The sequence below is a fragment of the Lysobacter sp. M2-1 genome (assembly GCF_022662495.1).
Lineage (GTDB): Bacteria > Pseudomonadota > Gammaproteobacteria > Xanthomonadales > Xanthomonadaceae > JAKPBU01.
In genome coordinates this window covers 1,146,360-1,170,967 of the sequence record NZ_JAKPBU010000001.1, presented here as the reverse complement: position 1 = coordinate 1,170,967, position 24,608 = coordinate 1,146,360, and the positions used below count along the sequence as shown (strand labels likewise).

Annotated in this window: 22 protein-coding genes; 14 read left to right on the top strand and 8 right to left on the bottom strand. The window is 68.8% G+C overall.

All coding sequences use genetic code 11. The features are described from left to right. Positions 1 to 34 precede the first annotated feature (34 nt). The gene (locus tag MC375_RS05110) at positions 35 to 1,084 is read left to right on the top strand and encodes a LacI family DNA-binding transcriptional regulator (protein ID WP_242102219.1); all 1,050 of its coding nucleotides are present in this window, start codon (positions 35 to 37) and stop codon (positions 1,082 to 1,084) included. Between the two features lie 81 nt (positions 1,085 to 1,165). Further along, positions 1,166 to 2,152 (top strand): carbohydrate kinase, encoded by a 987-nt coding sequence (locus MC375_RS05105; RefSeq protein WP_242102218.1) that lies wholly within the window; start codon positions 1,166 to 1,168, stop codon positions 2,150 to 2,152. Between the two features lie 21 nt (positions 2,153 to 2,173). Here MC375_RS05105 and MC375_RS05100 read toward each other — a convergent pair whose 3' ends face one another. The 3 genes from MC375_RS05100 to MC375_RS05090 are packed head-to-tail and all read right to left on the bottom strand — an operon-like array spanning position 2,174 to position 5,389. Beyond that, entirely contained in the window at positions 2,174 to 3,148 is a 975-nt protein-coding gene (locus MC375_RS05100; protein WP_242102217.1) for a glucokinase, read from the bottom strand. A gap of 28 nt (positions 3,149 to 3,176) precedes the next feature. After that, positions 3,177 to 3,950 (bottom strand): copper homeostasis protein CutC, encoded by a 774-nt coding sequence (locus MC375_RS05095; protein ID WP_242102216.1) that lies wholly within the window; start codon positions 3,948 to 3,950, stop codon positions 3,177 to 3,179. Then, a complete protein-coding gene (locus MC375_RS05090) occupies positions 3,947 to 5,389 on the bottom strand; it encodes an alpha-L-fucosidase (RefSeq protein WP_242102215.1) in 1,443 nt (480 codons plus the stop codon). The genes MC375_RS05095 and MC375_RS05090 overlap by 4 nt, the downstream gene beginning before the upstream one ends. A gap of 123 nt (positions 5,390 to 5,512) precedes the next feature. Between MC375_RS05090 and MC375_RS05085 the strand changes: the two genes are divergently transcribed. From MC375_RS05085 to MC375_RS05075, 3 genes are all read left to right on the top strand, one after another. Next, a complete protein-coding gene (locus MC375_RS05085) occupies positions 5,513 to 6,916 on the top strand; it encodes an alpha-L-fucosidase (protein WP_242102214.1) in 1,404 nt (467 codons plus the stop codon). A gap of 112 nt (positions 6,917 to 7,028) precedes the next feature. Next, complete coding sequence (locus tag MC375_RS05080; RefSeq protein ID WP_242102213.1) at positions 7,029 to 8,504, top strand: alpha-L-fucosidase; 1,476 nt, start codon at positions 7,029 to 7,031, stop codon at positions 8,502 to 8,504. A gap of 118 nt (positions 8,505 to 8,622) precedes the next feature. After that, positions 8,623 to 10,137, top strand: a complete 1,515-nt coding sequence (locus MC375_RS05075; RefSeq protein ID WP_242102212.1) for an alpha-L-fucosidase — start codon at positions 8,623 to 8,625, stop codon at positions 10,135 to 10,137. Between the two features lie 48 nt (positions 10,138 to 10,185). Here the strand turns inward: MC375_RS05075 and MC375_RS05070 are convergent, their stop codons facing one another. Then, on the bottom strand, positions 10,186 to 12,555 hold the full coding sequence (locus MC375_RS05070) for a family 20 glycosylhydrolase (protein WP_242102211.1): 2,370 nt from the start codon (positions 12,553 to 12,555) through the stop codon (positions 10,186 to 10,188). A gap of 234 nt (positions 12,556 to 12,789) precedes the next feature. Here MC375_RS05070 and MC375_RS05065 point away from each other — a divergent pair, with 234 nt between their 5' ends. From MC375_RS05065 to MC375_RS05030, 9 genes are all read left to right on the top strand, one after another. After that, positions 12,790 to 13,557, top strand: coding sequence for an SDR family oxidoreductase (locus MC375_RS05065; protein WP_242102210.1), 768 nt, complete (start codon positions 12,790 to 12,792; stop codon positions 13,555 to 13,557). A 119-nt stretch (positions 13,558 to 13,676) separates the two neighbouring features. Beyond that, positions 13,677 to 14,522: an ureidoglycolate lyase gene (locus tag MC375_RS05060; protein ID WP_242102209.1), complete on the top strand. Its 846-nt coding sequence runs from the start codon at positions 13,677 to 13,679 to the stop codon at positions 14,520 to 14,522. Further along, a complete protein-coding gene (locus tag MC375_RS05055; protein ID WP_242102208.1) occupies positions 14,519 to 15,841 on the top strand; it encodes an L-fuconate dehydratase in 1,323 nt (440 codons plus the stop codon). Before MC375_RS05060 ends, MC375_RS05055 begins: the two co-directional genes overlap by 4 nt. Before the next feature lie 34 nt (positions 15,842 to 15,875). Continuing rightward, complete coding sequence (locus tag MC375_RS05050) at positions 15,876 to 16,733, top strand: amidohydrolase family protein (protein ID WP_242102207.1); 858 nt, start codon at positions 15,876 to 15,878, stop codon at positions 16,731 to 16,733. 19 nt (positions 16,734 to 16,752) lie between these two features. Continuing rightward, on the top strand, positions 16,753 to 17,529 hold the full coding sequence (locus MC375_RS05045; protein ID WP_242102206.1) for an SDR family oxidoreductase: 777 nt from the start codon (positions 16,753 to 16,755) through the stop codon (positions 17,527 to 17,529). 32 nt (positions 17,530 to 17,561) lie between these two features. After that, on the top strand, positions 17,562 to 17,918 hold the full coding sequence (locus MC375_RS05040) for an L-rhamnose mutarotase (protein WP_242102205.1): 357 nt from the start codon (positions 17,562 to 17,564) through the stop codon (positions 17,916 to 17,918). Between the two features lie 43 nt (positions 17,919 to 17,961). Next, positions 17,962 to 18,096 carry a hypothetical protein gene (locus MC375_RS17680; RefSeq protein ID WP_277929287.1) on the top strand — a complete coding sequence of 45 codons (135 nt, stop codon included), beginning with the start codon at positions 17,962 to 17,964 and terminating at the stop codon, positions 18,094 to 18,096. Positions 18,097 to 18,152: 56 nt separating this feature from the next. Further along, positions 18,153 to 19,472: an L-fucose:H+ symporter permease gene (gene fucP / locus MC375_RS05035; RefSeq protein ID WP_242102204.1), complete on the top strand. Its 1,320-nt coding sequence runs from the start codon at positions 18,153 to 18,155 to the stop codon at positions 19,470 to 19,472. Between the two features lie 131 nt (positions 19,473 to 19,603). Further along, entirely contained in the window at positions 19,604 to 20,746 is a 1,143-nt protein-coding gene (locus MC375_RS05030) for an alpha-hydroxy acid oxidase (protein WP_242102203.1), read from the top strand. Positions 20,747 to 20,827: 81 nt separating this feature from the next. Here the strand turns inward: MC375_RS05030 and MC375_RS05025 are convergent, their stop codons facing one another. The 4 genes from MC375_RS05025 to MC375_RS05010 form a co-directional block, all read right to left on the bottom strand. Next, the gene (locus MC375_RS05025; protein ID WP_242102202.1) at positions 20,828 to 21,604 is read right to left on the bottom strand and encodes a FadR/GntR family transcriptional regulator; all 777 of its coding nucleotides are present in this window, start codon (positions 21,602 to 21,604) and stop codon (positions 20,828 to 20,830) included. Positions 21,605 to 21,671: 67 nt separating this feature from the next. Further along, positions 21,672 to 22,781 carry an alkaline phosphatase family protein gene (locus MC375_RS05020; protein ID WP_242102201.1) on the bottom strand — a complete coding sequence of 370 codons (1,110 nt, stop codon included), beginning with the start codon at positions 22,779 to 22,781 and terminating at the stop codon, positions 21,672 to 21,674. 69 nt (positions 22,782 to 22,850) lie between these two features. Then, a complete protein-coding gene (locus tag MC375_RS05015) occupies positions 22,851 to 23,630 on the bottom strand; it encodes a DeoR/GlpR family DNA-binding transcription regulator (protein ID WP_242102200.1) in 780 nt (259 codons plus the stop codon). A 32-nt stretch (positions 23,631 to 23,662) separates the two neighbouring features. After that, complete coding sequence (locus MC375_RS05010; RefSeq protein ID WP_242102199.1) at positions 23,663 to 24,577, bottom strand: fructose-bisphosphate aldolase; 915 nt, start codon at positions 24,575 to 24,577, stop codon at positions 23,663 to 23,665. Positions 24,578 to 24,608 lie beyond the last annotated feature (31 nt).

Here is a 24,608-nt window from a genome sequence, read left to right as displayed (position 1 = left end):
TCCGTGCAACACGGGCGCAATGGGGAGCGGGGAAATGCCGTTGCACAGGTCGCGCCGGGTCACGCTGACCGACGTCGCCCAGGCCTGCGGCGTGTCGCGCGCGACCGTCTCGCTGGTGCTGCGCGGCAGCCCGCTGGTGCACGCCGAGACCCGCGCACGGGTCGAGGCGGAAATGCTGCGCCAGGGCTACGTCTACAACCGCGCCGCCGCCAACCTGCGGCAGCGGGTGTCGTCGACCGTGGCCCTGGTGATCAACGATCTGTCGAACCCGTTCTTCGCCGAATTCGCCGCGGGCGTGGACGAAGCGCTCGGCGAGCGCGGCTACGTCACCCTGCTCGGCTGCAGCAACGAATCGGCGGAGCGGGAGCGGATCGTGCTCGGGTCACTGGTGCAGCAGCACCCGGCCGCGATCATCCTGTCGCCGGCCGAGGACAGCACCGCGGCCGGCGTGGCTGCGGCGCTCGGCCCGCGCACGCCCTTGCTGGTGTTCAACCGGGCGCTGGGCGGCACCGCTCCGACCGGATTCCAGTTCGACTTCCTCGGCCTGGCCAACCGCAGCGGCGCCCGCCTGGCCACCGAACACCTGCTCGCGCGTGGCCACCGGAGGATCGTGTTTTTCGGCGGCCATGCGGACTCGAGCTCCTGCCGCGAACGGCGTCTGGGCTATCAGGATGCGTTGGCCGCTGCCGGCATCGCGCTTGATCCGGCCTGGATGATCGAATCCGCGCCCACGCGCCTGGACGCCTGCGCCCGCACCGCGGCGCTGTTCGCGGCGGTGCCCGACGCAACCGCCGCGGTCTGCTACAACGACGCGGTCGCCCTGGGCCTGATGCTCGGACTGGCCCACCACGGCCGCCGGCCTGGGGTCGACTTCGCCCTGACCGGTTTCGACGACATCCCCGAGGCGGCGGTCAGCATGCCGCCCCTCACCACGTTGTGCGCCGACCCGCGCGAACGCGGGCGGCAGGCTGCGCAGATCGTGCTGGCGCAGGTCGCACCGGGCGGCGCCGTCTCGCACGCGCCGGTGATCGCACCGGTGCGCCTGGTCGAACGCGAGAGCAGCTGCCATGCCGATTTTCGCTGACGTCCCGATTGATCCCGATCTGCCCTACACGGACATGCCCCGATACCAACACGAAACCCGCAGCAAACAGGACGCTCACGGATGAACACCATCGTCTGCTTTGGCGAAGCATTGATCGATTTCCTGGCCGCGCCCGTGCCGGATCCGACACAGGCGCGCGTGTTCCGCCAGTTCGCAGGCGGCGCGCCGGCCAACGCCGCGGTCGCAGTCGCGCGCCTGGGCGGTACCTGCGAATTCGTCGGCATGCTCGGCGAGGACATGTTCGGCGACTTCCTGCTGCATAGCCTGCGCGAAGCCGGCGCGGGCACGCGTTACGTGCGGCGCACCGACCGTGCGCGCACGGCGCTGGCGTTCGTATCGCTCGATGCCAATGGCGAGCGCAGCTTCAGCTTCTATCGTCCGCCGGCGGCGGATCTGCTGTTTTCAGAATCAGATTTCGACCCAGCCTGTTTTGCCGCAGCCGGCGTCTTCCACGTGTGCAGCAACAGTCTCACCGAGCCGGGCATCGCCGCGGCGACCCTGGCCGGGATGCGGCGCGCGCGCGCGGCCGGTGCGCTGGTCAGCATCGACCTCAATCTGCGACCGGCGCTGTGGGCGGACGCCGCGCCGGTGCCGGCGCGGCTGTGGCAGGCGCTCGAAGGCGCCGACCTGGTCAAGCTGGCGCGCGAGGAGCTGGAGTTCCTGCAGGCCGAAGGCGGGCTGATGGCCGATGCCGTCGTCGCGCGGCTGCTGCAGCACGCGCGGCTGGTACTGGTCACCGATGGTGCGGCGCCGGTCCGCTGGTATACGCGCGCCCAGCGCGGGCAACTGCCGACGGTTCGGGTCGAGGCCGTGGACACCACCGCGGCCGGCGACGCCTTCATCGGCGGACTGCTCGTGCAGCTGCAGCGCGAAGCCGTCGATGCGCACGGCTTCGACGCCTTCCTGGGCGATACCGGCAGGCTCATGGAGGCGCTGCGCTACGCGTCGGCCTGCGGCGCGCTGGCGGTGACCCGCTACGGTTCGTTCGCGGCATTGCCCACGCACGAGGAAGCGATGGTCCTGCTCGGCACCAGCGCGGCCGCCTGACGGCGGCCTGCGCCGCGCGCGTTACGCCGCGCGCTGCTGCAGGTACCAGCTGGCCGCGCCGATCACGCCCTTGTGTGGGTGGTCGATCAGCCGCACCGGGACCCGTTCGAGCACCCGCCGCATCTCGCCCTTGTGGAGAAAGCGTGCGGCGAAATCGCTGCGCTCCAGCAGGCCCTGGATCTTGGTCACGATCCCGCCGGCGACGAACACCCGGGTCGCACCGGTCACCAGCACCGTGTCGGCCAGCAGGCTGCCGAACTGCGCGCAGAACAGTGCGACGGCCTCGACCGCCTGCGGGTCGCTGCCCGCTCCCGCGGCGTCGGCGACTTCCGCCGGCGTGGCGCAGCGCGTCACCACGCCTTCGATCGCGCACAGCGTCCGGTACAGGCGCAACAGGCCCGGCCCGCTCACCGCCTGCTCGACGCTGACATAGCCGGCATCGCCCTGCAGTCGCGCGAGCACCTGACGCTCGCGCGCGGTACCGGGCGCCAGCGATACCTGCCCGGCTTCGCTGGGCAGCACCTTCCAGCCGTCGCCGACCGGGACCCGTAGCGCCGCCCCGAAACCAGTGCCCGGACCGACCACGAGCACCGGCCCGGGCTCGGCGGACAGCGTTCCGGGCATCAGCGCGACGCCGTCCTCCGGGCCCATGCACTGCGTGGCATAGGCCACGGCGACGAAGTCGTTGACCGCGCAGGCGCGTGCGATGCCCAGCGCGCGGACCTCCGGCAGCGACACCGGCCAGGGCAGGTTGAGGCTGATGATGGTGTCGCCGCGGCGCATGCCGGCGCAGCCGATCGCCGCATCGTCCACCGCGCCACGCCCGGCGAGGAAATCGGCCAGGATCGGCGCCAGTCCCGGGAAGTCGGCGCACAGATATTTGTGCTGGTCGACGATCTCGATGCCGCCATCTCCACGTGCGCGCACCAGCGCCAGACGGGCATGGGTGCCGCCGATGTCGGTGGCCAGGAAGGGCTCGCGGATTGCCTTGTTCATCGTGTCGTGGGTCGTGTCCATTCGCAGTCTACGCAACCGCGTCGTGCCGCAATGCCGCGACCAGGCGCCGCACCTGGTCCTCGTCGCTGCGCAGTTCGCCCGCTGCCATGCCGAGGCTGGCCGCGCTGCTATGGCGCATGGCCGACGCCAGCACGCGCTTGGCCGACGCGTGGAATTCGCGCGCACCGGTCAGGCGAAGGAGTTGCGCGATGTTGCTCTCGTCGATCCCGGCGCCGGGCATCAGCACGATGCGATCGCCGGCCTGCTCCACCAGCGCGCGCAGCCTGGCCGCGCCCTCCGGCGCGCTGGCTGCGCCGCCGGAACTGAGCACGCGTTCGCAGCCCAGCGCGATGATGGCTTCCAGCGCCTGCGCCGGATCGCGGCAGACATCGATGGCGCGGTGGAAGGTGACACCCAGGCCAGCGGCCGCCGCGACCAGCTCGCCGCAGCGCGCGGTGTCGACATCCCCGTCGGGGGTCAGCGCGCCGGTCACCACGCCGTCGCAGCCGGCCGCGCGGCACCAGGCGATGTCGCCGAGCATGGTCGCGTGCTCGGACGGGCTGTAGGCGAAATCGCCGGCGCGCGGCCGGATCAGCACGTAGACCGGGATCTGCAGCCGCTCGCGGACCTGCAGGACCAGGGCCGGCGACGGGGTCAGCCCGCCCACTTCCAGCGCTGCGCACAGTTCGATCCGGTCGGCGCCTCCCGCCTGCGCGGCGAGCGCCGAATCCAGCGAGTTGGCTGCGATTTCGAGCAGCGGGCGCATCCCCGGGCGCGGCGCCTCATCCGGCGCATCGCTCATGGCGACAGGTCCAAGCGGACGACGCTGACCTCGGGATCCGGTGCCGCAGCCGGCAGGCGCAGGCGCAGCTCGCCGTCGCCCTGATCGATCCCGATACGCGCATCCGGATCCGCCAGCAGGCGGGCGCTGGAAACCGCCTGCGCCAACGGCAACCGCAACACATCGTCCCGCGGCCAGTCGAAGACGTGCAGGTACAGCCGCTCCGCTGCGCCGCCTTCGGCCGGCTTGCGGGTGATCCGGCCCCAGGCCGGCGTCTGTTCCAGCGGGGTCGCCGAGGTGCCATGGATGGCCTCCCCGTTGATTTGCATCCAGCGGCCGATGCCCGCCATCCGCTGGAGAGCACGCTGCGGGAACTCTCCTTCAGCGGTCGGCCCGACGTTGAGCAGGAAATTGCCACCCTTGCTGGCGCTGTCGATCAGGTGCCGCAGCAGCACGCCGGTCGATTTCCAGTCCGCCTCGCTGTCGTTCACGAATCCCCACTTCTGGTTCATCGTCATGCAGCTTTCCCAGTAATTACCGGGACCGAGGCCCTTGGCCGGCACTTCCTGCTCGGGAGTGTGGAAGTCGCCCGGCATGCCGGTCGGGCTGATGCCGGCCATGCTGCCTTCGCGCGAGTTGAAGATGCGGTTGTTGATGATGATGTCCGGCTTGAGCCCGCGCAGGAAGGCTTCGAGGTCGCGCGCGTCTTCCTGCGTCCACCAGTCGACCCATTCGCCGTCGAACCACAGCACGTCGACGTCGGCCCGTTCCACCAGTTCCCTCAGTTCGGTCTTCATGTCGCGCACGTAACGCGCCTTCTGCGCCGGATCGATCAGGGTCGGATTGAGCGCACCGGGCTTGCTCTCGCGCTGCGACGGATCGTGCCAGTCCATGATCGAGTAATACACGCCGAAGTGCAGGCCCTGGCGGCGCGCGGCCTCGGCCAACGGCTCGATCACGCCCTTGCCGTACGGCGTACGCCGGGCGATGTTGTAGTCGGTGCCCTGCGTGTCCCACATGGCGAAGCCTTCGTGGTGCTTGCTGGTGAGGATCACGTATTTCATGCCGGCGTCCTTCGCCGCGCGCGCCCAAGCCTCGGGGTCGTACTTCACCGGATTGAAGCGCTCCGCCAACCGTTCGTATTCGGCCTTGGGGATGTCCGCCTCCTCCATGATCCATTCCCCGTAGCCGCGCTTGCCCTGCCATTCGCCCGCGGGCACCGCGTACAGGCCCCAGTGGATGAACAGGCCGAAGCGGGCATCGGTCCACCAGGCCAGGCGTTCGGCCTTCTGCGCGGAGGTTTCCTTCCCGTGCGCCGCGGCCGTGGAACCGGGGGACGCTGCGGGCGATGCCGGTACGGGCGCAGGCTCGGCTTCCGGCTCCGGCGTCCGGCTGCAGGCCAGGCCCACTGCAGCGGCCAGCAGTCCGAGGGCGAGCAGGCGCAGGGCGGGCTGTGGCATTCGGGGTTCCTGAGGGACGTAGGGGGAATCGGGGGGCAACCGGGGGACGCGACGGCTTGCATGCGCCGGGGAGGACGTTAGCATTGGTCCAACCAATGGGCCAGAGTCCAAACAGGGGAAAGCATGCCAGGCCGCCCATTCCGGATCCCGCGCCCAATCCCGAGCCCCATTCCGCTCCTGCTGGCGGGGCTGCTCGCCCTGGGCGGTCCCACGCCGGTGGCGGCCCGGACTGCGGACGCCTCCTCCACCGCCGCCGAGTCCGCGCAGGCCAGGGCCCAGCGCATGCAGTGGTTCGCCGACGCCAAGTTCGGCGTGTTCATCCACTGGGGCATCTATGCGGTGGACGGGATCGATGAGTCCTGGTCGTTCTTCAACGGCAAGATCTCGCACGCCGACTATCTCAAACAGCTGCAGGGCTTCCGCGCCGACCGCTACGACCCCGGGGCCTGGGCGGACCTGATCAAACGCGCCGGCGCGCGCTATGCGGTGCTGACCACGCGCCACCACGACGGCGTGGCGCTGTGGGATTCCAGGCAGGGGCTCAACGTGGTGCGCGATACGCCGGCCGGGCGCGACCTGGTCGGCCCCTTCGTCGACGCGCTGCGCGCCGACGGCCTCAAGGTCGGGCTGTATTACTCGCTGCCGGACTGGTCGTATGCCGATTACGACGTGTTCACCCGCCAGCGCAAACGCTACGACTTCAGGCGCGAACCGCAACGCTGGCAGCGCTACCTTGGCTACATGCGCGAGCAGATCGACGATCTGGGCACCCGCTACCGCCCCGACCTGTACTGGTTCGACGGCGACTGGGAGCACAGCGCGGCCGAATGGCAGGCGGACCAGGTGCGCCACGACATCCTGACGCGCAACCCGGCCGCGATCATCAACTCGCGCCTGCAAGGTCATGGCGATTACGCCACCCCCGAACAGGGCGTCCCGGTGCTGCGTCCGGCCGAGCGCTGGTGGGAACTGTGCCTGACCATGAACCGGTCCTGGGGGTACCAGCCGCGCGATACCGAGTACAAGGACGCCAACCAGCTGATCCACATCCTGGCCGATACCATCGGCATGGGCGGCAACCTGCTGCTCGACATCGGCCCCAGACCCGACGGCACCATCGACCCACGCCAGGTCGAGATCCTGGAGAAGATGGGGCGCTGGACCAACAAGCATGCCGAGGCGATCTACGGCAGCGTGGCCGGCATCGGCCTGCCGCATTTCCACGGGCCTAGCACGCTCTCCAAGGACCGCCGGACCGTGTACCTGTTCGTCGACGGCCGCCCGAGCGGCGAACTGCTGGTCAAGGGCCTGGACAACAAGGTGCTGCGCGCGCGCGTGGTGGGCGGCGATGCCGAGGTCGGCCACCGCGTGCTCGGCAAGCACGACTGGAGCAAGGTCCCGGGACTGCTCTACCTGCGCGTGCCAGATCGCGCCTGGGATCCGGACATGACCGTGGTGGCGCTGGAGCTCGATCGCCCGGCCTCGCTGTTCGAAGAAGAGGTCAAGGCGATCGAAAGCAACGAGTAGCGCGCATCGCGCCCGTGCAGGAGCGGCGTCAGTCGCGAACCCTTACCGGACCCGCTGCACGAAAGCCAGAAAGCTCGCGGCTGACGCCGCTCCTACGCAATCGGAGACCACGATGAAGACGATGTTGGGTATTTCCACACTGCTGCTCGGGCTGCTGGCGGCCAACCCCGCCCGCGCCCAGCACGAAGAACATCCCTACGTCCCCGAGACCGATCCACTGGTCGTGCGCAAGCTGGAGCAATGGCAGGACTGGAAGTTCGGTTTCATGATGCACTGGGGCCCGTACAGCCAGTGGGGCATCGTCGAGTCGTGGTCGATCTGCTCCGAGGACGTGGGCTGGTGCGGACCGCCCAAGGGCAACAAGCACACCGCCAGGTACGTCGACGACTACGTCGGCTACGTCAAGGCATACGAACAACTGCCGACCACGTTCGACCCCGTGAAGTTCGACCCGGACGCCTGGGCGCGCGTCGCCAAGGACGCTGGCACGAAGTACGTCGTGTTCACCACCAAGCACCACGACGGATTTTCCATGTTCGACACGCGCCAGACCGACTACCGGATCACCGCGCCGAACGTGCCGTTCCACACCAACCCGCGCGCGAACGTCGCCAAGGAAGTGTTCGATGCCTTCCGTGCACAGGGTTTCGGCATCGGCGCCTATTTCTCCAAACCCGACTGGCACAGCGACGCCTACTGGTCGCCGCGCTGGGCCACCCCCAATCGGCACAACAACTACGACACCCGCAAGCATCCGGACCTGTGGAAGCGCTTCGTGAAGTTCACCCATGCGCAGATCGGCGAATTGACCCGCGATTACGGCGCGCTGGACATCCTGTGGCTGGACGGCGGCTGGGTGCGCGCACGCGACACCATGGACGACATCGCGCAGGGCACGGCCGGCGTGCCGTGGCCGCAGGACATCGACATGCCCGGCATGGCGGCGTTGGCGCGCAGGAACCAGCCCGGACTGATCGTGGTCGACCGCGCGGTCGGCGGCCGCTACGAAAACTACCGCACGCCCGAGCAGAAGATCCCCGACGAGCCGCTGCCGTACCCGTGGGAAACCTGCATGACCCTGGGCGACTCGTGGAGCTACACCCCCAACGACAACTACAAGCCCGCACGCCAGGTGGTGCAGATGCTGGTCGACGTGGTGGCCAAGGGCGGCAACTACCTGCTCAACGTGGGCCCGCAGCCCGATGGCCAGCTGCCTGACGAAGCGGTGCAGCGGCTGCGCGAGATCGGCGCGTGGATGCAGGTCAATGGCGAGGCGATCTACGCCAGCCGCGCGGTCGCGCCCTATCGCGCCGGCAAGTTCCGCTACACGCGGCTGAAGAATGGCGACGTGTATGCCATCTACCTGCCGGATGCAAAGGAGAAACGCCTGCCGGCGAAGCTCGAAATCCCCGGCCCGGCACCGCGCGCAGGGACGCAGCTCGCAGTGCTGGGCAGCGACGCCGCGCTGGCATGGCGTCGCGACAACGACAAGACCGTGCTCGATGTGCCCGAAGACGTGCGCAAGGACACCGCAGGCGCCTACGCCTGGGCGATCCGCCTGCCGGGCGCGATGCAGGCGGCGCCATGAGCGCGCGCCTGCGCGCCGGCGCGTTGCTGTCATGCGGCGGCGCGTCCTGCACCATGGAACTGCCGTGCGAGCGACGTCACGTCCCCACGCCCACCCACGCTGTCGAGAGACACTGCCCATGAATCATTCCAGCCGCAGCGGTTTTGTCCTCGACCGGCGACGTTTCCTGGCTTCGCTGGGCGCGGCGGGGTCGGCCACGGCGCTGTCCGCGCTGCCTGCCGGTGCCCTGGTCGCGGCGGAAGCCGGATCGCGTCCGCGCCCGTCGCCCGCGCAGCTGGCCTGGCAGCGCGAGGAACTCTCGCTGTTCGTGCATTTCGGAATCAACACGTTCACCGACCGCGAATGGGGCACCGGCGAAGAGGACCCCAAGCTGTTCGCGCCCGCGGCGCTCGATGCGCGGCAATGGGTGCAGGTCGCGAAGGCCGCGGGATTCCGCAGCCTGGTCCTCACCGCGAAACATCACGACGGCTTCTGCCTGTGGCCCAGCGCGACCACCACGCATTCGGTGGCGTCCAGCCCGTGGCGCGATGGCAAAGGCGACCTGGTGCGCGAGTTCGTCGACGCCTGCCGCGACGCCGGCCTGCGCGCCGGCCTCTACCTCTCGCCCTGGGACCGCAACCACCCCAGCTACGGCCAGGGCCGCGCCTACAACGACATCTACATCGCCCAGCTCACCGAACTGCTCGGCCACTACGGGCCGCTTTCGGAGGTGTGGTTCGACGGCGCCAACGGCGAGGGTCCGAACGGCAAGCGCCAGACCTACGACTGGCCGCGGATCCATGCCACCGTGCGCCGGCTGCAGCCGGACGCGGTGATGTTTTCCGACGCCGGCCCGGACGTGCGCTGGGTGGGCAACGAGAGCGGCAGCGCCGGCGCGACCAACTGGAGCCCGGTGGATCCGGCGCGTGTGCCGGCGCCGGGGGCGGGCGATCCGTGGACGATCGAGGCGCTGCAGCAGGGTGACCCCGACGGCGCGGTCTGGCGTCCTGCCGAGACCGACGTGTCGATCCGCCCGGGCTGGTTCTGGCACGCGCATGAATCCGACAAGGTGCGCACGCCCGAGAACCTGCTCGGCCTGTATTTCAATTCGGTCGGCCGCAACAGCAAGCTGCTGCTGAACGTGCCGCCCAATCGCGACGGCCTGCTCGATGCGCCTGACGTGGCGGCGCTGCAGGGCTTCCACGCGCGCAAATCCGCGCTGTTCGCGCACGACCTGCTGCGCGGCGCACGGGTGCGCGCCAGTGGCGGACGTGATGCCGAAGCCGTGCTCGATCCCGATCCCGACCGCAACTGGCAGGCGGATCCGGATGCGCGCAGCGGTTGGCTCGAGTTCTACCTGCCCGCGCCGGTGCGCTTCGACGTGATACGCGTCGCCGAGGCGATCGCCCATGGCCAGCACATCGCCGCCTGGCGCGTGCAGCTGCATACCGGCAGCGCCTGGCGCACCCTGTCCTGGGGCAACACCCTGGGCTACTGCCGGCTCGCGCGGATCGCGCCCGTGCTCGGCCAGCGCCTGCGCCTGCTCATCGACTTCGCCTACGAGGCTCCGCGCATCGCCCAGGTCAGCCTGTTCCGCGATCCGGGCGCCGTCGCGCCGATCGCGCGGCCGGACGATCACAGCGACGCCGACTGACCCGAGTACGGCATGCGCGGGGCATCGCGCGCATGGACACGTCGCCCCTCAGCGTGCGGCCGGCACCAGCTCGACCCGGTCGATCGCCCACAGCGTGTGGCGATAGTCGCCGCTGAACTTCAGGCACAGGTCGCGTGTCGCCATCGGCGACGGTAGCGCGATCTCGAGCTGTTCGGTCGCCGCGTCGGTCTGCGCGACTTTTGCCGATGCCAACGGCCTGCCTTCGCAGGTGTTGCCGAACACCTGCAGTGCGGCCGGTGCGTTCGCCTGGTTCGGCGGCGCTGCCGCCGCGGACTCGCCGCCGAACTGGAAGTTGTATGGCAGGTCGACGATCTCCGCGCGCAGCGACGCCGCGCCCTCGAGCGGTGCCTGTTTCCACAGCCAGCACGGGCCGGCGATGTCGACCGGCACGACCGCGCGCTCGCCCTGCAGCGGTTCGTCGTCCTCGACCCGCAACACGTAGCCTTGCTTGCGGCAGGGCGCGAGTTGCTCGGCATCGCGGCTGCGCAGCAGCGCTGCGTCGATGCGCTGGTTGCGCGTCCGCGCCAGCGGCTTGCCGTCGAGGAAGGCATTGCCGGCGAGGGTTGCAGGCAGTTTGAGCTGCAGCGGTTGCGCGTACCGCGCCGATCGTGCGTTCGGCTCCGTGCCGTCGGTGGTGTAGCGCAGCTCGCCGAAGCCTGCCTGGTTGGCGAGCGCGACCTTTGCGCCGTCGCCCTGCGGCTGCGCGTCGATCCGCACCGCGAAAGCACTGTCGGCGGCGCGGATCCCGGCGCGCGCGAAGCGTCGCATCTGCGGCGCGAGGCGCTGCAGGAAACCATTCCAGTCGCGCGATGCCTTCGGCGACCAGGCGACTTCGGCCAGCGCGCTCAGGCGCGGGAAGGCCATGTGTTCCACGCGCGCCTCGGTGCGCACGTGCTCGGTCCACAGGTTGGCCTGGGTACCCATGACATGTTTGGCCTGCTCCGCATCCAGCTCGGGCGGCACTGGTTCGAAGTCGTACACCGCCTTCAACGGCGTCGGGTAATCGTGGGCCGGCGGTTCGTCGACTTCCTCCGACTGCATGCGGTTGAGGTAGGTCACATCGCTTGGTGTGAGCACCACGTCGTGCCCCTGCCGGGCCGCTTCCACCGCGCCCTTGGTACCGCGCCAGGACATCACTGTGGCCTCGGGCGGCAGGCCGCCCTCCAGGATCTCGTCCCAGCCGATCAGGCGCCGCTCGTGCGCGACCAGGAACTTCTCGATCCGCTTGATGAACCAGCTCTGCAGCTGCATGTCGTCGGCCAGCCCCAGCGCCTTGCGCCGGGCCTGCACCTGCGGCGAGTGCTGCCACTGGTATTTGTCGGCCTCGTCGCCGCCGATGTGGATGTACTGGCCGGGGAAGACCGCCATCACCTCGTTCAGTACGTTTTCGAGGAAGGTGAAGGTCGGATCCTCCACATTGAACAGCCAGGTATGCACGCCCCAGTCCGGCGAGACCGGCGGCGCCTTGCCGGTGACGCCAAGTTCCGGATAGGACGCGATCGCCGCCTGCGCATGGCCGGGCAGTTCGATCTCCGGGACCACGGTGATGTGCAGCTGCCTGGCGTATTCGACGATCTCGCGCGCCTGGGCCTGGGTGTAGAAACCGCCATAGCGCACCGGCTTGCCGACACTGTCGCGCCCGGCCTTGCCGGCGGGTACGCGCCAGGCGCCGACTTGCGTGAGCTTGGGGTAACGCTTGATCTCCAGGCGCCAGCCCTGGTCGTCGGTCAGGTGCCAGTGGAAGACGTTGAGCTTGTGCCGCGCCATCTGATCGAGCAGGCGCTTGATCTCTCCGACGCTCTGCAGGTGGCGCGCGGAGTCGAGCATGAAACCGCGCCAGGCGAAGCGCGGCGCATCATCGATGCGCACGGCCGGCAGCGTCACCGGCAGCTGATTTTCGCCATCGGCTGAGAGCAGCTGCCACAACGACACGCCACCGTAGAACAGCCCGGCCGCACCGCGCGCCCGGATGCGGACACCGTCGGACGAGACTTCCAGCACATAGCCTTCGGCCGACGCCTTGAGCTGCGGGTCGGTGATGAAGGCGATCGCATGACCGGCGTCGCCGGCATCGGACACCCTGGGCGCTGCACCGAAGCTCTCTTCCAGCAGCCGCGCGAACTGTTGCGCTGCCTGGCGCGCGGCGGGGTCGTTGGCGGCGGCGATCACGGGCGTGTCGGCGCGGACCGGAAACCCGCCCTCGCCGCGCGCCGTACTGGCCGGCATGGGAATCAGCGGCAGCGCCGGGACAGCCGTGGCGGGCTGCACCGCGGGCGTTTGCTTGGCATCGGCCGCCTGTGGGCCAGGCGCGTCGCCACAGCCGGCGGCCAGGGTCGCGAGCAGCAGCAGCGCCCAGGTCTTGAAGCCGCCAGTGTTCGATCCGCTTGCTCGCCGCATATCCGCCTCGCCCGTGCATGGTGATCGGGATTCTCGCCCAGCCCCGCCCGCGGGGAGGGTCGGGACGGGGCTGGCGAGAGGGTCCCACGCACCCGGCCGACCCTTCTCCGGCATTGCACCGGGGTAAGGGCCCTCACCCGCCTCCGGCGCTGCCGGGACGGACTCGGTTTGCAACGGGCGAGGGGCACGATAGCATTGGTCCAACCGCTGGACCACTTTCGGCCGGAGCCCATCATGCGCCTGCAAGGCAAGCACGCCCTGGTCACCGCCGCCGCGCAGGGCATCGGCCGCGCCACCGCGCTGGCCTTCGTCCGCGAGGGCGCGCGGGTGATCGCCGCCGATATCAATGCCCACGCGCTGGAGACGCTGCAGGCCGAAGCCGGCGATGCACTGACGCCACTGCGCCTGGACGTGACCGACAGCGCCGCGATCGCAGCCTTCGCCGCACTTCACCAGGATGCCGGCGAGGCGTTCGACGTGCTGGTCAACTGCGCCGGCGTGGTCCACGGCGGCAGCATCCTCGAGGCCTCCGACGAGGACTGGGAATTCGCCTGGCGGCTTAACGTCGGCTCGATGTTCCAGCTGATCCGGGCCCTGCTGCCGGGCATGCTCGCGCATGGCGGCGGATCGATCGTCAACGTCTCCTCGGTGGCGTCCAGCATCAAGGGCGTGCCCAACCGTTTCGTCTACAGCACCACCAAGGCCGCGGTGATCGGCCTGACCAAGGCGGTCGCCGCCGACTTCGTCGGTCGCGGCATCCGCTGCAACGCGATCTGCCCGGGCACCGTGGAATCCCCGTCGCTCGATGCGCGCATCGCCGCTCAGGCGCGCGAGCAGGGAGTGACCTCGGACGCGGTGCGCGCGGGCTTCGTCGCGCGCCAGCCGATGGGGCGGCTGGGCCGCCCCGAGGAGATCGCCGCGCTGGCGGTGTACCTGGCCAGCGACGAATCCGCCTTCACCACCGGCACCGCGCAGGTGATCGACGGCGGTTGGGCAAATTGAAGCAGGAACTAGTGGATCGGAACTAGGAGCATTGGGGAATTTCTCCGCCATACCAGTGCCGTCCGCTAGTTCCTAGTTCCTAGTTCCTCTTCACTAGTTTCTAGTCTGGATTCAATCGAATGAAACTGTTGCGTTACGGCCCGCGCGGCGCCGAAAAACCCGGACTCCTCGATGCCGAAGGCCGCATCCGCGACCTCTCCGCCGTGGTGGACGACATCGCCGGGGAGGCGTTGACGCCCGAAGGACTGCAGCGCCTGCGCGCTCTGGACGTCGCCACGCTGCCACGGGTGGAAGGCGATCCGCGCCTCGGCGCCTGCGTCGGTCGGGTCGGCAAGTTCGTCTGCATCGGACTGAACTATTCCGACCACGCCGCCGAAACCGGCGCCCAGGTGCCGGCCGAGCCGGTGGTGTTCAACAAATGGACCAGCGCGATCTGCGGACCGGATGACGACGTCGAGATCCCGCGCGGCTCGCGCAAGACCGACTGGGAAGTGGAGCTGGGCGTGGTGATCGGCCGCGGCGGCCGCTACATCGATGAAGCCGATGCAATGGCGCATGTCGCCGGCTACTGCGTGATCAACGACGTGTCCGAGCGCGCCTACCAGCTCGAGGGCACCGGTACCTGGGACAAGGGCAAGGGCTGCGACACGTTCGGTCCGCTGGGTCCGTGGCTGGTGACCGCGGACGAGGTGCCCGACCCGCATGCCTTGCGGCTGTGGCTGGAAGTGGACGGCCATCGCTACCAGGACGGCAACACCCGCACGATGGTGTTTCGCGTGCCTTACCTGGTGAGCTATCTCAGCCGGCACATGAGCCTGCAGCCGGGCGACGTGATTTCCACCGGCACCCCGCCCGGGGTGGGCCTGGGACAGAAGCCCGAACCGGTCTACCTGCGCGCGGGCCAGGTGATGCGGCTGGGCATCGACGGACTGGGCGAGCAGCGCCAGAAGCTGGTGCAGGCATGAGCGCCTCCCATCCCCTGCGCATCACCGGCATGCGGGTCGAAGACCTGCGCTTTCCCACCTCGCAGCAGCTAGACGGTTCGGATGCGATGAATCCCGATCCGGATTATTCGGCGGCCTACGTGATCCTGGAAGCTTCGCGGCCGGGCCTCGAGGGCCACGGCCTCACGTTCACGATCGGCCGCGGCAACGAGGTCTGCTGCGCGGCGATCGAGGCGCTGCGGCATCTCGTCGTCGGGCTGGAACTGGACTGGATCGCGGCCGACATGGGCCGCTTCTGGCGGCGCATCACCGGGGACAGCCAGCTGCGCTGGATCGGCCCGGACAAGGGCGCGATGCATCTGGCGACCGGTGCGGTGGTCAATGCGGTCTGGGACCTGTGGGCCAAGTCGATGGGCAAGCCGGTATGGCGGCTGGTCGCGGACATGACGCCCGAAGAGCTGGTCCGCTGCATCGACTTCCGCTATCTGAGCGATGCCATCACCCCGGACGAAGCGCTGGCGCTGCTGCGCGAACGCGAAGCCGGCAAGGCTGCGCGTATCGCCACGCTCGAGCGGGAAGGCTACCCCTGCTACACCACGTCCGCCGGCTGGCTCGGCTATCCCGACGACAAGCTGCGCCGGCTGTGCCAGGAAGCCGTCGACGCCGGCTTCGAATACGTGAAGCTGAAGGTCGGACGCGACCTGCAGGACGACATCCGCCGCCTGCGCATCGCGCGCGAGGTGCTGGGACCGGATCGCCGGCTGATGATCGACGCCAACCAGATCTGGGACGTCGGCCAGGCGATCGACTGGGTGCGCGCGCTGGCCTTCGCGCAGCCGTGGTTCATCGAGGAGCCCACCAGCCCGGACGACGTGGCCGGGCATCGCGCGATCCGCGAAGCGGTGGCGCCGGTGCAGGTCGCCACCGGCGAGATGTGCCAGAACCGGGTGATGTTCAAGCAGTTCATCGTTGGCGGCGCGATCGACGTGGTCCAGATCGATGCCTGCCGCGTGGGCGGGGTGAACGAGGTGCTGGCGATCCTGCTGATGGCGGCCAAGTACGGCCTGCCGGTATGCCCGCATGCCGGGGGCGTGGGCCTGTGCGAATACGTGCAGCATCTGGCGATGATCGATTACGTCTGCATCGCCGGAACCCGCGAGGGCCGCGTGGTGGAGTACGTCGACCACCTGCACGAGCACTTCGTCGATCCCTGCGTGATCCGCGACGCGGCCTACCTGCCGCCGCAGGCGGCCGGATTTTCGATCACCATGCGCGAAGACAGCCGCCGCCGGTACCTGTTCGGCGCCGCTGAGACTCCGCCCCGCGCCGCGATCGCCTGAAGGTTCGCCGCATGCTTCCTGGTCGCCGCATCGCATGACCGCTGCCCCCGCCACGCGGGTCGACGCGCATCAGCATTTCTGGCGCTATTCCGCCGCCGACTATCCGTGGATCGGTGCGCACATGCCCGCGCTGCGGCGCGACTGGCTGCCGCAGGATCTTCGCCCATTGCTGGACGCGCAGCAGATCGACCTGTGCATCGCGGTGCAGGCGCGCGCCGACGAGGGGGAGAACGCCTTCCTGCTGGAACAGGCTGCGGCGCATCCGTGGATCGCGGCCGTGGTCGGCTGGGTCGATCTGCTGGCGGACGACGCGCCCGAGCGCCTTGCCTCATGGCGCGAAGCGCCGCGGTTCAAGGGCGTGCGCCACCTGCTGCAGGACGATCCGGACGTGGCGGCGACGCTGGCAGATCCGCGCTTCGGCCGTGGCATCGGTGCGGTGCAGGCGCAGGAGCTGGTCTACGAGGTGCTGGTCCGCGGGCCGGCCCAGCTGTCCCTGGTGCCGGCGTTCTGCGCGCGCCACGACCGGCACTGGCTGGTGCTCGACCACCTCGGCAAGCCGGCGATCGGTGGCGAAGGCGAGGCCGAATGGCGCGGCCATCTGCGCACGCTCGCCGCGCAGCCGCACGTCCTGTGCAAGCTGTCGGGCCTGGTGACCGAGGTCGTCACCCCGCAGCTCGACGCGGATGCCCTGCATCGCCATATGGATGCCGCTCTGGACGCGTTCGGGGCCGAACGCCTGATGTTCGGTTCCGACTGGCCGGTGTGCCTGTTGCGTGCCGATTACCCCGAGGTCGCGGCACTGGTGCGCGACTGGACGTCGCGCCTGTCCGCAGCCGAGCAGGCGCAGCTGTGGGGCGGCACCGCCATGCGCTGCTATGGTCTGCAGCCGTGAATCCGCGGAACCCATACCGATGGATCTGAACCTGCAGGGCAAGGTGGTGATCGTGACCGGTGGCGGCGCCGGCATCGGCGGCGCGATCAGCCTGGCCCTGGCGCACGAGGGCGCGATTCCGGTGGTGTTCGGACGCAGCCCGCTCGACGCCGATTTCGAACGGGCGCTGCGCCAGGCGCAACCGCGCTTTCGCTTCCACCAGGTCGAGCTCGGCGACGCCGACGCCTGTGCACGCGCGGTCACTGCGACGCTGGACGAGTTCGGTGGCCTGCATGGACTGGTCAACAACGCCGGCATCAACGACGGCGTCGGCCTGGAGGCAGGACGCGATGCATTCGTGCAGTCGCTGGAACGCAACCTGATCCACTACTACGTGATGGCGCACCTGTGCGTGGAGGCGTTGAAGACGGCGCGCGGCGCGATCGTCAACATCTCCTCGAAAACCGCGCTCACCGGTCAGGGCGGCACCAGCGGCTATTGCGCATCCAAGGGTGCGCAGCTGGCGCTGACCCGCGAGTGGGCGGCCTCGCTGGCCGGCGACGGCGTACGCGTGAATGCGGTGATCCCGGCCGAGGTCATGACTCCGCTGTACCGGAAATGGATCGCCGGCTTCGACGACCCGGAAGCAAAGCTGGCCGGCATCGAGCGCCTGATCCCGCTGGGCCATCGCATGACCACCTCCGAGGAGATCGCGGACACAACCGTGTTCCTGCTGTCCGCGCGCGCCAGCCATGTCACCGGGCAATGGATCTTCGTCGACGGCGGCTACACCCATCTCGACCGCGCGCTGACCTGAGCGGGCCCGGCCGGCTGCCTAGGAATCCAACCATGCGCCACTGCCTAGCCCTGGACCTGAAAGACGACCCGGCGTTGATCGCCGAGTACGAGGCATATCACCGCGACGTATGGCCCGAGGTGCTCTCGCACCTGCGCGCGCACGGCATCCGCGAGCTCGATATCTATCGCCTCGGCACGCGCATGGTGATGCTGATGGAGACGGACGATGCGGTGTTCGACGCGGCGAAGATGGCCGCGGCCGAGCGCGCCAACCCGCGTATCGCCGAATGGGAAGCCCTGATGTGGCGCTTCCAGGCGCCCACGCCATGGACGCCCGACGGACAGAAATGGACGCCGATGCAACAGCTCTTCCGCCTGACCGAAACCGACCATAACACCATCCCGTAACTGTGGGGCGATCGACAAGCAACATTTCCTGGGAGGGAAATCGATGAGCACCAGCGCCTCCAGCGCAACCGAAACGGCCGGCAGCGGCAACTACCGCCTCGCCTTCGCCCTGGTCACCAGCCTGCTCTTCCTGTGGTGGCTCTCGTGCGGCCTGCTGGACGTGCTGAACAAGCATTAGCGATACCTGATCGCGGCGTCCAGCGCCGTTCCCGTTTCAGAACCGCGAGCCCTGCCATGCCCATCACAACCTCTACAAATCCTGCCTCCCCGTCCACCTCGCCGTTGGCGCACACGGCGACGCTCGCATTCGCGCTGATCGTCAGCCTGTTCTTCCTCTGGGGCATGGCCAACAATCTCAACGACATTCTGATCAAGCAATTCAAGAAGGCGTTTGAGCTGTCGGATTTCCAGGCCGGCCTTGTACAGAGCGCGTTCTATATGGGCTACTTCCTGCTCGCGATGCCGGCCGGCGTCTGCATGCGTCGCTTCGGCTACAAGGGCACATTGCTGATCGGCCTTGGGCTCTATGCCGCCGGTGCCTTCCTGTTCTATCCGGCCGCGGCGGTACACACCTATGGCCTGTTCCTGCTTGCGCTCTTCGTAATTGCCAGCGGCCTGGCCTTTCTCGAAACATCGGCCAATCCACTCGTCACCGTACTGGGCCCGGCCGAGAGCGCCACGCAGCGACTGAATTTCGCGCAGTCGTTCAACCCGCTCGGCTCGATCGCCGGCATCCTCGTCGGCCAGCATTTCATCTTCTCCGGTGTCGAACATACCCAAGCCGAGCTCGCTGCAATGACCCCGGCTGCACGAAATGCCTACTACGCGGCAGAGTCGGCGGCAGTGCAAATGCCCTATCTCGTCATCGGCGCCATCGTCGTGGCCTGGGCCGTGCTGATCGCATTCGTGCGCTTCCCGGCGTTGGCGGAAGACACCAGTCACGACGCAAAGAGCGGTAGCGCGCACATCGGTCGGCTTTTGCGCAATTCGCGATTCATGTTTGCGGTGCTTGCCCAGTTCTTCTACGTCGGCGCTCAGGTCGGTGTGTGGAGCTACTTGATCCGCTACGTGCAGAGCACCATGCCGGGGACGCCGGAAAAGAGCGCCGCGAACTTCCTGACTGCGTCGCTGGTCGTTTTCATGGTCGGCCGCTTCGCCGGCACGGCACTGATGCGGCGCATCGCACCCGTGCGGCTACTCGGCGTGTTCGCTGCGACAAACATTGCATTGACTGCGTTCGCGGTTCTCGTGCCCGGCGCCTTCGGCGCATATGCGCTGGTCGCAACGAGCTTCTTCATGTCGGTAATGTTCCCGACGATCTTCTCTCTCGGCCTCGATGACCTCGGCGATGACGACCGCAAACTAGGGTCACCGTTCCTGGTCATGGCCATCGTCGGCGGCGCGCTGCTGACCATCGCCATGGGCGCCACCTCTGACTGGATGGGTATTCACTGGGCGTTCGCGGTGCCGACTTTGTGCTTTATCGTAATTTTCTGGTTCGCCATGCAAGTACGCCGGCGCGGGCCGATCCCGACCGCAGCGGGCAACGGGTAATGGCATTCAACGTACTTGGGACCTCCATGCCGTCGACCTGCGTCGGCGAGACCAGCATTGCGAAGCCCGCTTGGTACGTTCGACGCCATCCCTTGGCCTTGGTGGCGACGAGCACGTAACGCGGAGCAGCCATGCCTGTCATTACCAACAACCAGGACCTGCGCCAGCTCGCGATGCGGCGCGCGCCGCGCGCGATCTTCGACTACGTCGATCGCGGCTCCTACGACGAGGCCACGATCCGCGCCAATCGCGCCGATTTCGACGCGCTCAAGCTACGCCAGCGGGTGATGATCGACGTCGACAAGCGCTCGACCGCGACCATGATGCTCGGCGAGGCGGTGGCGATGCCGGTGGGGCTGGCGCCGACCGGGCTCACCGGAATCATGCATCCGGACGGCGAGATCCTGGCCGCGCGCGCGGCGCAGGCCTTCGGGGTGCCGTTCACCCTGAGCACCATGTCGATCTGCTCGATCGAGGCCGTCGCCGCCGCGGTGGACAGGCCGTTCTGGTTCCAGCTCTACGTGATGCGCGACCGCGGTTTCTCCGCGTCGCTGATCGAACGCGCGAAGGCGGCCAACTGTTCGGCCCTGATGCTCACCGCCGACCTGCAGATCCAGGGCCAGCGCCACCTCGACATCAAGAACGGCCTGACCGTGCCGCCGAAGCTCACCCTGGCCAATGCGCTGGACATCGCGACCAAGCCGCGCTGGGCACTGGGCATGCTGGGAACAAGGCACAAGGGCTTCGGCAACCTGGCCGACGCATTGCCCAAGGGCGGCGGCGGGCTGCGCACGCTCTCGCAATGGATCGCCAGCCAGTTCGATCCGACCCTGAGCTGGAAGGATGTGGAATGGGTGCGCTCGCTGTGGCCGGGCAAGCTGATCGTCAAGGGCGTGCTCGATCCCGAGGACGCGCGCTGCGCCGTGGACGCCGGTGCCGACGCGGTGATCGTCTCGAACCACGGTGGACGCCAGCTCGACGGCGCGCCCTCGGCCATCGCCGCGCTGCCGCGCGTGGCCGAGGCGATCGGCGCTCGCAGCGAGATCTGGCTCGACAGCGGCGTGCGCAGCGGCCAGGACGTGCTCAAGGCCATGGCCCGGGGCGCGCAGGCGACGCTGGTCGGCAAGGCCTTCCTTTATGGGCTGGGCGCGATGGGACAGGCGGGCGTGACGACCGCGCTGGAACTCATCCGCAAGGAACTCGACGTGAGCATGGCGCTCACCGGCACCCGCAGCGTGCAGGAGATCGGTCCGCAGGTGTTGTGGAATTTGTAGGTCTGGGCAACCTCCCCGACGGAATGCCACGGATATCGACGTCGGCCGCGTAGGGCCGACCTACGGCGTGGCTTGTCGGACTCAGCGCTCTCCGCCGGAGAAGATCCGGATCACTGAATCCATGTGCTGGGCCATGGTCGCGCGCGCGTCGTCGGGATCGCGTGCGCGGATCGCGGCGACGATGGCGGCGTGCTCGCTCTCGGAGCGATGCGGCATGTCGGCAATGGTATAGAGCTCCTGCACGCGCTGGAACATCGCGCCGTACTTGTGCCCGAGCAGGTGCCGGATCAGCAGCGCATAGGCAGGATTGCCGCTCGCATCGGCGATGCGGATGTGCAACAGCCGGTCGCCGGGGTGTGTGCTCGATCCATTGCGGTTGTCGGCGATGTTGCGCTGCAAGGCCTCCTCGATGCCTTCGATTTCCGCATCGGTGGCGTGCTTGGCCGCGAGCGCCGCGGTTTCCGGTTCGATCAGGCGCCGCGCGCGCAGCAGCGAATACGGCGGGATCTCCGCGTCGAAATCGGCCACGATGCCGAGCTCGGGGTCCAGCACCCACGGATTGCGGTGCCTGGCGCGGTCGAGCACGCGCTCCGATCCAGCCGCGACGGCATCGTCGCCGACCGGCTCGGGGCCGACCACGCTCACGCCGTCGCCCACCCGCACCCGGACCAGACCGATCACTTCGAGTGCGATGAGGGCTTCGCGCAGCGAGGTGCGGCTGACGCCGAACTGCTGCGAGAGCTCGCGCTCCGGCGGCAGGTAGCTGCCCGGCGGGTATTCGCCACGATTGATCATGCCGCGCAGCTGGTCGGCGATCTGCTGGTACAGCCTGCGGTTGTGGATGCTCTTGACCGGCATGCGTGCGCGTTGCCGGAACGGCCGGCTCGCTGGGAACCGGGCCAGTATAGGACAGCCGATCGCGTACTCAGGGTCGCGCGGCGGTGACCCGGATCGGCGCTTCGGCTTCGGGTTCGAGCCGTGAGAAGTCCAGGCCGAACGCCGCGGCAATGGTCGCGGCGACCTGTCCCTGGCGCAGCGTCGGCGCATCGCGCAGTTCGCCGCGAGCGGACTGGCCCTGGCCGGCAAGCGCTAGCCAGATGTCCTGCGCACCTTCGACATCGCTGCTGTGCTCGGTCCAGTCCGCCGGCGTGCGCCCGCGGCCATGATCGGTGGTGACGATGAGCAGGGTGTTGTCGCGATACTCCGGCTGTGCCTGCAGCCAGCTCCACAGCGACCGCAGGAAGCGGTCGGCGAGCGCGATCCCATCGAGCATGTCGTCGTAACGCCGCGCGTGCGCCCATTCGTCGGTATCGCCCAGGGCGACGTAGAGCAGGCGCGGCCGCTCGCGCTCCAGGTAGCGCAGCGCAAAGGCGGCAGTGAAGGCGTCAAAACGTTCCTCCCGCCAGGTTCGGGCGTCGGCCTGGATCGCATTGAGCCGGGCGATGCCCGGATCGGTGTCGTGGAACGGCATGAATCCCGCATTCACCGTGATGCTGCCCGGCGTGTGCTCCGGGATCTGCTCGAAGCGATCCCAGGAACCGAACGCAGCGACCTTCGCACGTGGCAGGCGCAACTGTTCGCGCACGAATTCGAGCACGGTCACGTGCGGACTCTGGTAGGCGTCGTTGCTGGTCACCGTGGCGTCGCGCGCGCGTCCGGTGAGCATCTCGGCATAGCCGGGATAGGAAAAACGCAGCCCGTTGCCCAACTGCACCCGGCTACCGAGCGCAGGGTTGCCGGCGACCCAGCCGTGCTCGCGCATCAGCGTGCCCCAGAAGAACGGCATCAGCCGTTCGCGGCGCGCCTGCGCGGTATCCGCACGGTAACGCTGGTAAGGCAGCTCCGCGTCTGGCCCCGTCGCCGCCTGCAACTGGCTCTGCAGCACTGCCGCATCGAGCCCGCCGAAGATCTCTTCGATCCGGACCCCGTCGAGCGTGACCAGCACCACGTTCGGTGCATGCGGCGGCGCTGCTTGCGCCGCGCCGGCGGCCAACGCCACCCAGAGTAGGAGCCGTGCCCGTGTGATCGGCTTCATCGCATCATTCCTCTGGCGGGTGTGGTCGTGGCGGGGCCGTGTGGCGCGGGCGCCTTGGGCCGGTACGCTTCAGACGAGGCGCACATCGACGCCGGCGGCGCGATAGCGCGCCAACGTATCGGGCGGCGCCGAGATATCGGTCAGGATGCAGTCCAGCTCCGCGACCGGCGCGATCCGCGCCAGGCTGCGGCGCTCGAGCTTGCTGGCGTCGGCCAATGCCACCGTGCGCGCCGCCACGTCGAGCATGCGCCGGTTCAACTGCGCTTCCAGCGGATCGCAGGTGCTGATCCCGAATTCCAGGTCGATCCCGTCCGCACCGATGAAACACAGGTCCGCGCGCACCCGCGACAGCGCCGCCTCCGCCTGCGGGCCCACCAGCGACTGCGACAGCGACTGGAGCACGCCGCCGAGCATGATCACGCGCACGTGCGCGCTGTCGGCCAGCTCGGCTGCGACGTTGATCGCATTGCTGATCACGGTGAGCGAGGACAGCGGCAGTTGCCGGATCTCGCGCGCCAGTTCGGCCGTGGTGGTGCCCGAATCGAGCAGTACGGTATCGCCGTCGCGAATCATCGCCGCTGCGGCGCGCGCGATACGGACCTTCTCTTCGTGCCGCTGGCCCGCGCGCAACGCGAACGGAATCGCGGCGGCGTCGCCCTCGCGCGGAGCCAGCGCGCCGCCATGGGTGCGCTCGATCGCGCCGGTGCGCGCCAGCGCGTCCAGGTCGGTGCGGACGGTCACCGCGGATACGCCGAAATGCCCGGCCAGTTCGTCCACGCTGGCGCTGCCCTGCGCGCGCACGTAGTCGGCGATGCCGCGGCGTCGCGCCTGGCCGAAGCGGCGCTGCATGGGCGCTGCGGAGGGCGCGGAAGGGGCCGGATTCAACGTGGGTACTCCGCCATGATCGCGTGCACGTCGCGCGAGAGCCTGACCGCGTCGTCGAAGCCGCGCAGCCACATGTTGCGGCCGAACATCACCCCCGTCGCACCCGACTGCATGTACAGGCGCACCTTGCGCAGTACCGCATCGTCGTCGTCGTTCTTTTCGCCGCCGGAAAACAGGACCATGGTGCGGCCGGCCGAGCGCACCACGCGCGCGCTGCGCTGGGCGGGATCTTCCTGCAGCGAGCGATAGGGTTCGGGCGATGCCGCCGTGTCGGGCTGCGGCTCGTGCAGCTTGACGATGTCGGCGCCGAACTCCAGCGCTGCGCGCGCGGCGTAGTCCTGCGCGTACAGCGTGTTCCTGCCGCCCCTGGCGTCGATCGCCGCACCACGTGGGTACGACCACAGCACCAGCGGCATGCCGTAGCGTTCGCAGTCCTGGCGGACCTGGGCGTACTGGCGGATCTCCTGGTCCTGGCGCGGCGAGCCCACGTACATCGTGTAGCCCACCGCATCGGCGCCGATCCGCACCGCATCCTCGACCGAGGCGAACAGCGCCGAGGTGGCTTCACCATCGTCGGGGATATTGGTCTTGCCGTTGAGCTTGAGGATTAGCGGGAGCCGCCCGGCGTGATCGTCCATGTATTTCTCGGCCAGGCCGATGCCGAGCGCGATCGCCGAATACCTGCCTTCGATCGCAAGATTGAACTGGTACTGGGGATCGGCCGCCGGCGGATGCGGGAAGAAGTCGGTCGGGCCATGCTCGAGCCCCTGGTCCAGGGGCAGGACCACCAGCGTGCCGTTGCCGGGCCCATTGCCGTAGAGCAGCCGGTGCAGCCGTGCGCGCTTGCCCTGCGGCAGGCGCAGGCGTGACAGCACGGGGGCAGAGGTGGCGGGTTGTACCGGCGCGGTCATTTCGTTAGCCTTCGAAAACTTGCGATTTCTT

What these genes read in the sequence shown, in the direction of transcription:
- MC375_RS05110 (WP_242102219.1), top strand. Translation starts at nt 35, where the DNA reads ATGCCGTTGCACAGGTCGCGCCGGGTCACGCTGACCGACGTCGCCCAG.
- MC375_RS05105 (WP_242102218.1), top strand. Translation starts at nt 1,166, where the DNA reads ATGAACACCATCGTCTGCTTTGGCGAAGCATTGATCGATTTCCTGGCC.
- MC375_RS05100 (WP_242102217.1), bottom strand. Translation starts at nt 3,148, where the DNA reads ATGAACAAGGCAATCCGCGAGCCCTTCCTGGCCACCGACATCGGCGGC.
- MC375_RS05095 (WP_242102216.1), bottom strand. Translation starts at nt 3,950, where the DNA reads ATGAGCGATGCGCCGGATGAGGCGCCGCGCCCGGGGATGCGCCCGCTG.
- MC375_RS05090 (WP_242102215.1), bottom strand. Translation starts at nt 5,389, where the DNA reads ATGCCACAGCCCGCCCTGCGCCTGCTCGCCCTCGGACTGCTGGCCGCT.
- MC375_RS05085 (WP_242102214.1), top strand. Translation starts at nt 5,513, where the DNA reads ATGCCAGGCCGCCCATTCCGGATCCCGCGCCCAATCCCGAGCCCCATT.
- MC375_RS05080 (WP_242102213.1), top strand. Translation starts at nt 7,029, where the DNA reads ATGAAGACGATGTTGGGTATTTCCACACTGCTGCTCGGGCTGCTGGCG.
- MC375_RS05075 (WP_242102212.1), top strand. Translation starts at nt 8,623, where the DNA reads ATGAATCATTCCAGCCGCAGCGGTTTTGTCCTCGACCGGCGACGTTTC.
- MC375_RS05070 (WP_242102211.1), bottom strand. Translation starts at nt 12,555, where the DNA reads ATGCGGCGAGCAAGCGGATCGAACACTGGCGGCTTCAAGACCTGGGCG.
- MC375_RS05065 (WP_242102210.1), top strand. Translation starts at nt 12,790, where the DNA reads ATGCGCCTGCAAGGCAAGCACGCCCTGGTCACCGCCGCCGCGCAGGGC.
- MC375_RS05060 (WP_242102209.1), top strand. Translation starts at nt 13,677, where the DNA reads ATGAAACTGTTGCGTTACGGCCCGCGCGGCGCCGAAAAACCCGGACTC.
- MC375_RS05055 (WP_242102208.1), top strand. Translation starts at nt 14,519, where the DNA reads ATGAGCGCCTCCCATCCCCTGCGCATCACCGGCATGCGGGTCGAAGAC.
- MC375_RS05050 (WP_242102207.1), top strand. Translation starts at nt 15,876, where the DNA reads ATGACCGCTGCCCCCGCCACGCGGGTCGACGCGCATCAGCATTTCTGG.
- MC375_RS05045 (WP_242102206.1), top strand. Translation starts at nt 16,753, where the DNA reads ATGGATCTGAACCTGCAGGGCAAGGTGGTGATCGTGACCGGTGGCGGC.
- MC375_RS05040 (WP_242102205.1), top strand. Translation starts at nt 17,562, where the DNA reads ATGCGCCACTGCCTAGCCCTGGACCTGAAAGACGACCCGGCGTTGATC.
- MC375_RS17680 (WP_277929287.1), top strand. Translation starts at nt 17,962, where the DNA reads ATGAGCACCAGCGCCTCCAGCGCAACCGAAACGGCCGGCAGCGGCAAC.
- fucP (WP_242102204.1), top strand. Translation starts at nt 18,153, where the DNA reads ATGCCCATCACAACCTCTACAAATCCTGCCTCCCCGTCCACCTCGCCG.
- MC375_RS05030 (WP_242102203.1), top strand. Translation starts at nt 19,604, where the DNA reads ATGCCTGTCATTACCAACAACCAGGACCTGCGCCAGCTCGCGATGCGG.
- MC375_RS05025 (WP_242102202.1), bottom strand. Translation starts at nt 21,604, where the DNA reads ATGCCGGTCAAGAGCATCCACAACCGCAGGCTGTACCAGCAGATCGCC.
- MC375_RS05020 (WP_242102201.1), bottom strand. Translation starts at nt 22,781, where the DNA reads ATGAAGCCGATCACACGGGCACGGCTCCTACTCTGGGTGGCGTTGGCC.
- MC375_RS05015 (WP_242102200.1), bottom strand. Translation starts at nt 23,630, where the DNA reads ATGCAGCGCCGCTTCGGCCAGGCGCGACGCCGCGGCATCGCCGACTAC.
- MC375_RS05010 (WP_242102199.1), bottom strand. Translation starts at nt 24,577, where the DNA reads ATGACCGCGCCGGTACAACCCGCCACCTCTGCCCCCGTGCTGTCACGC.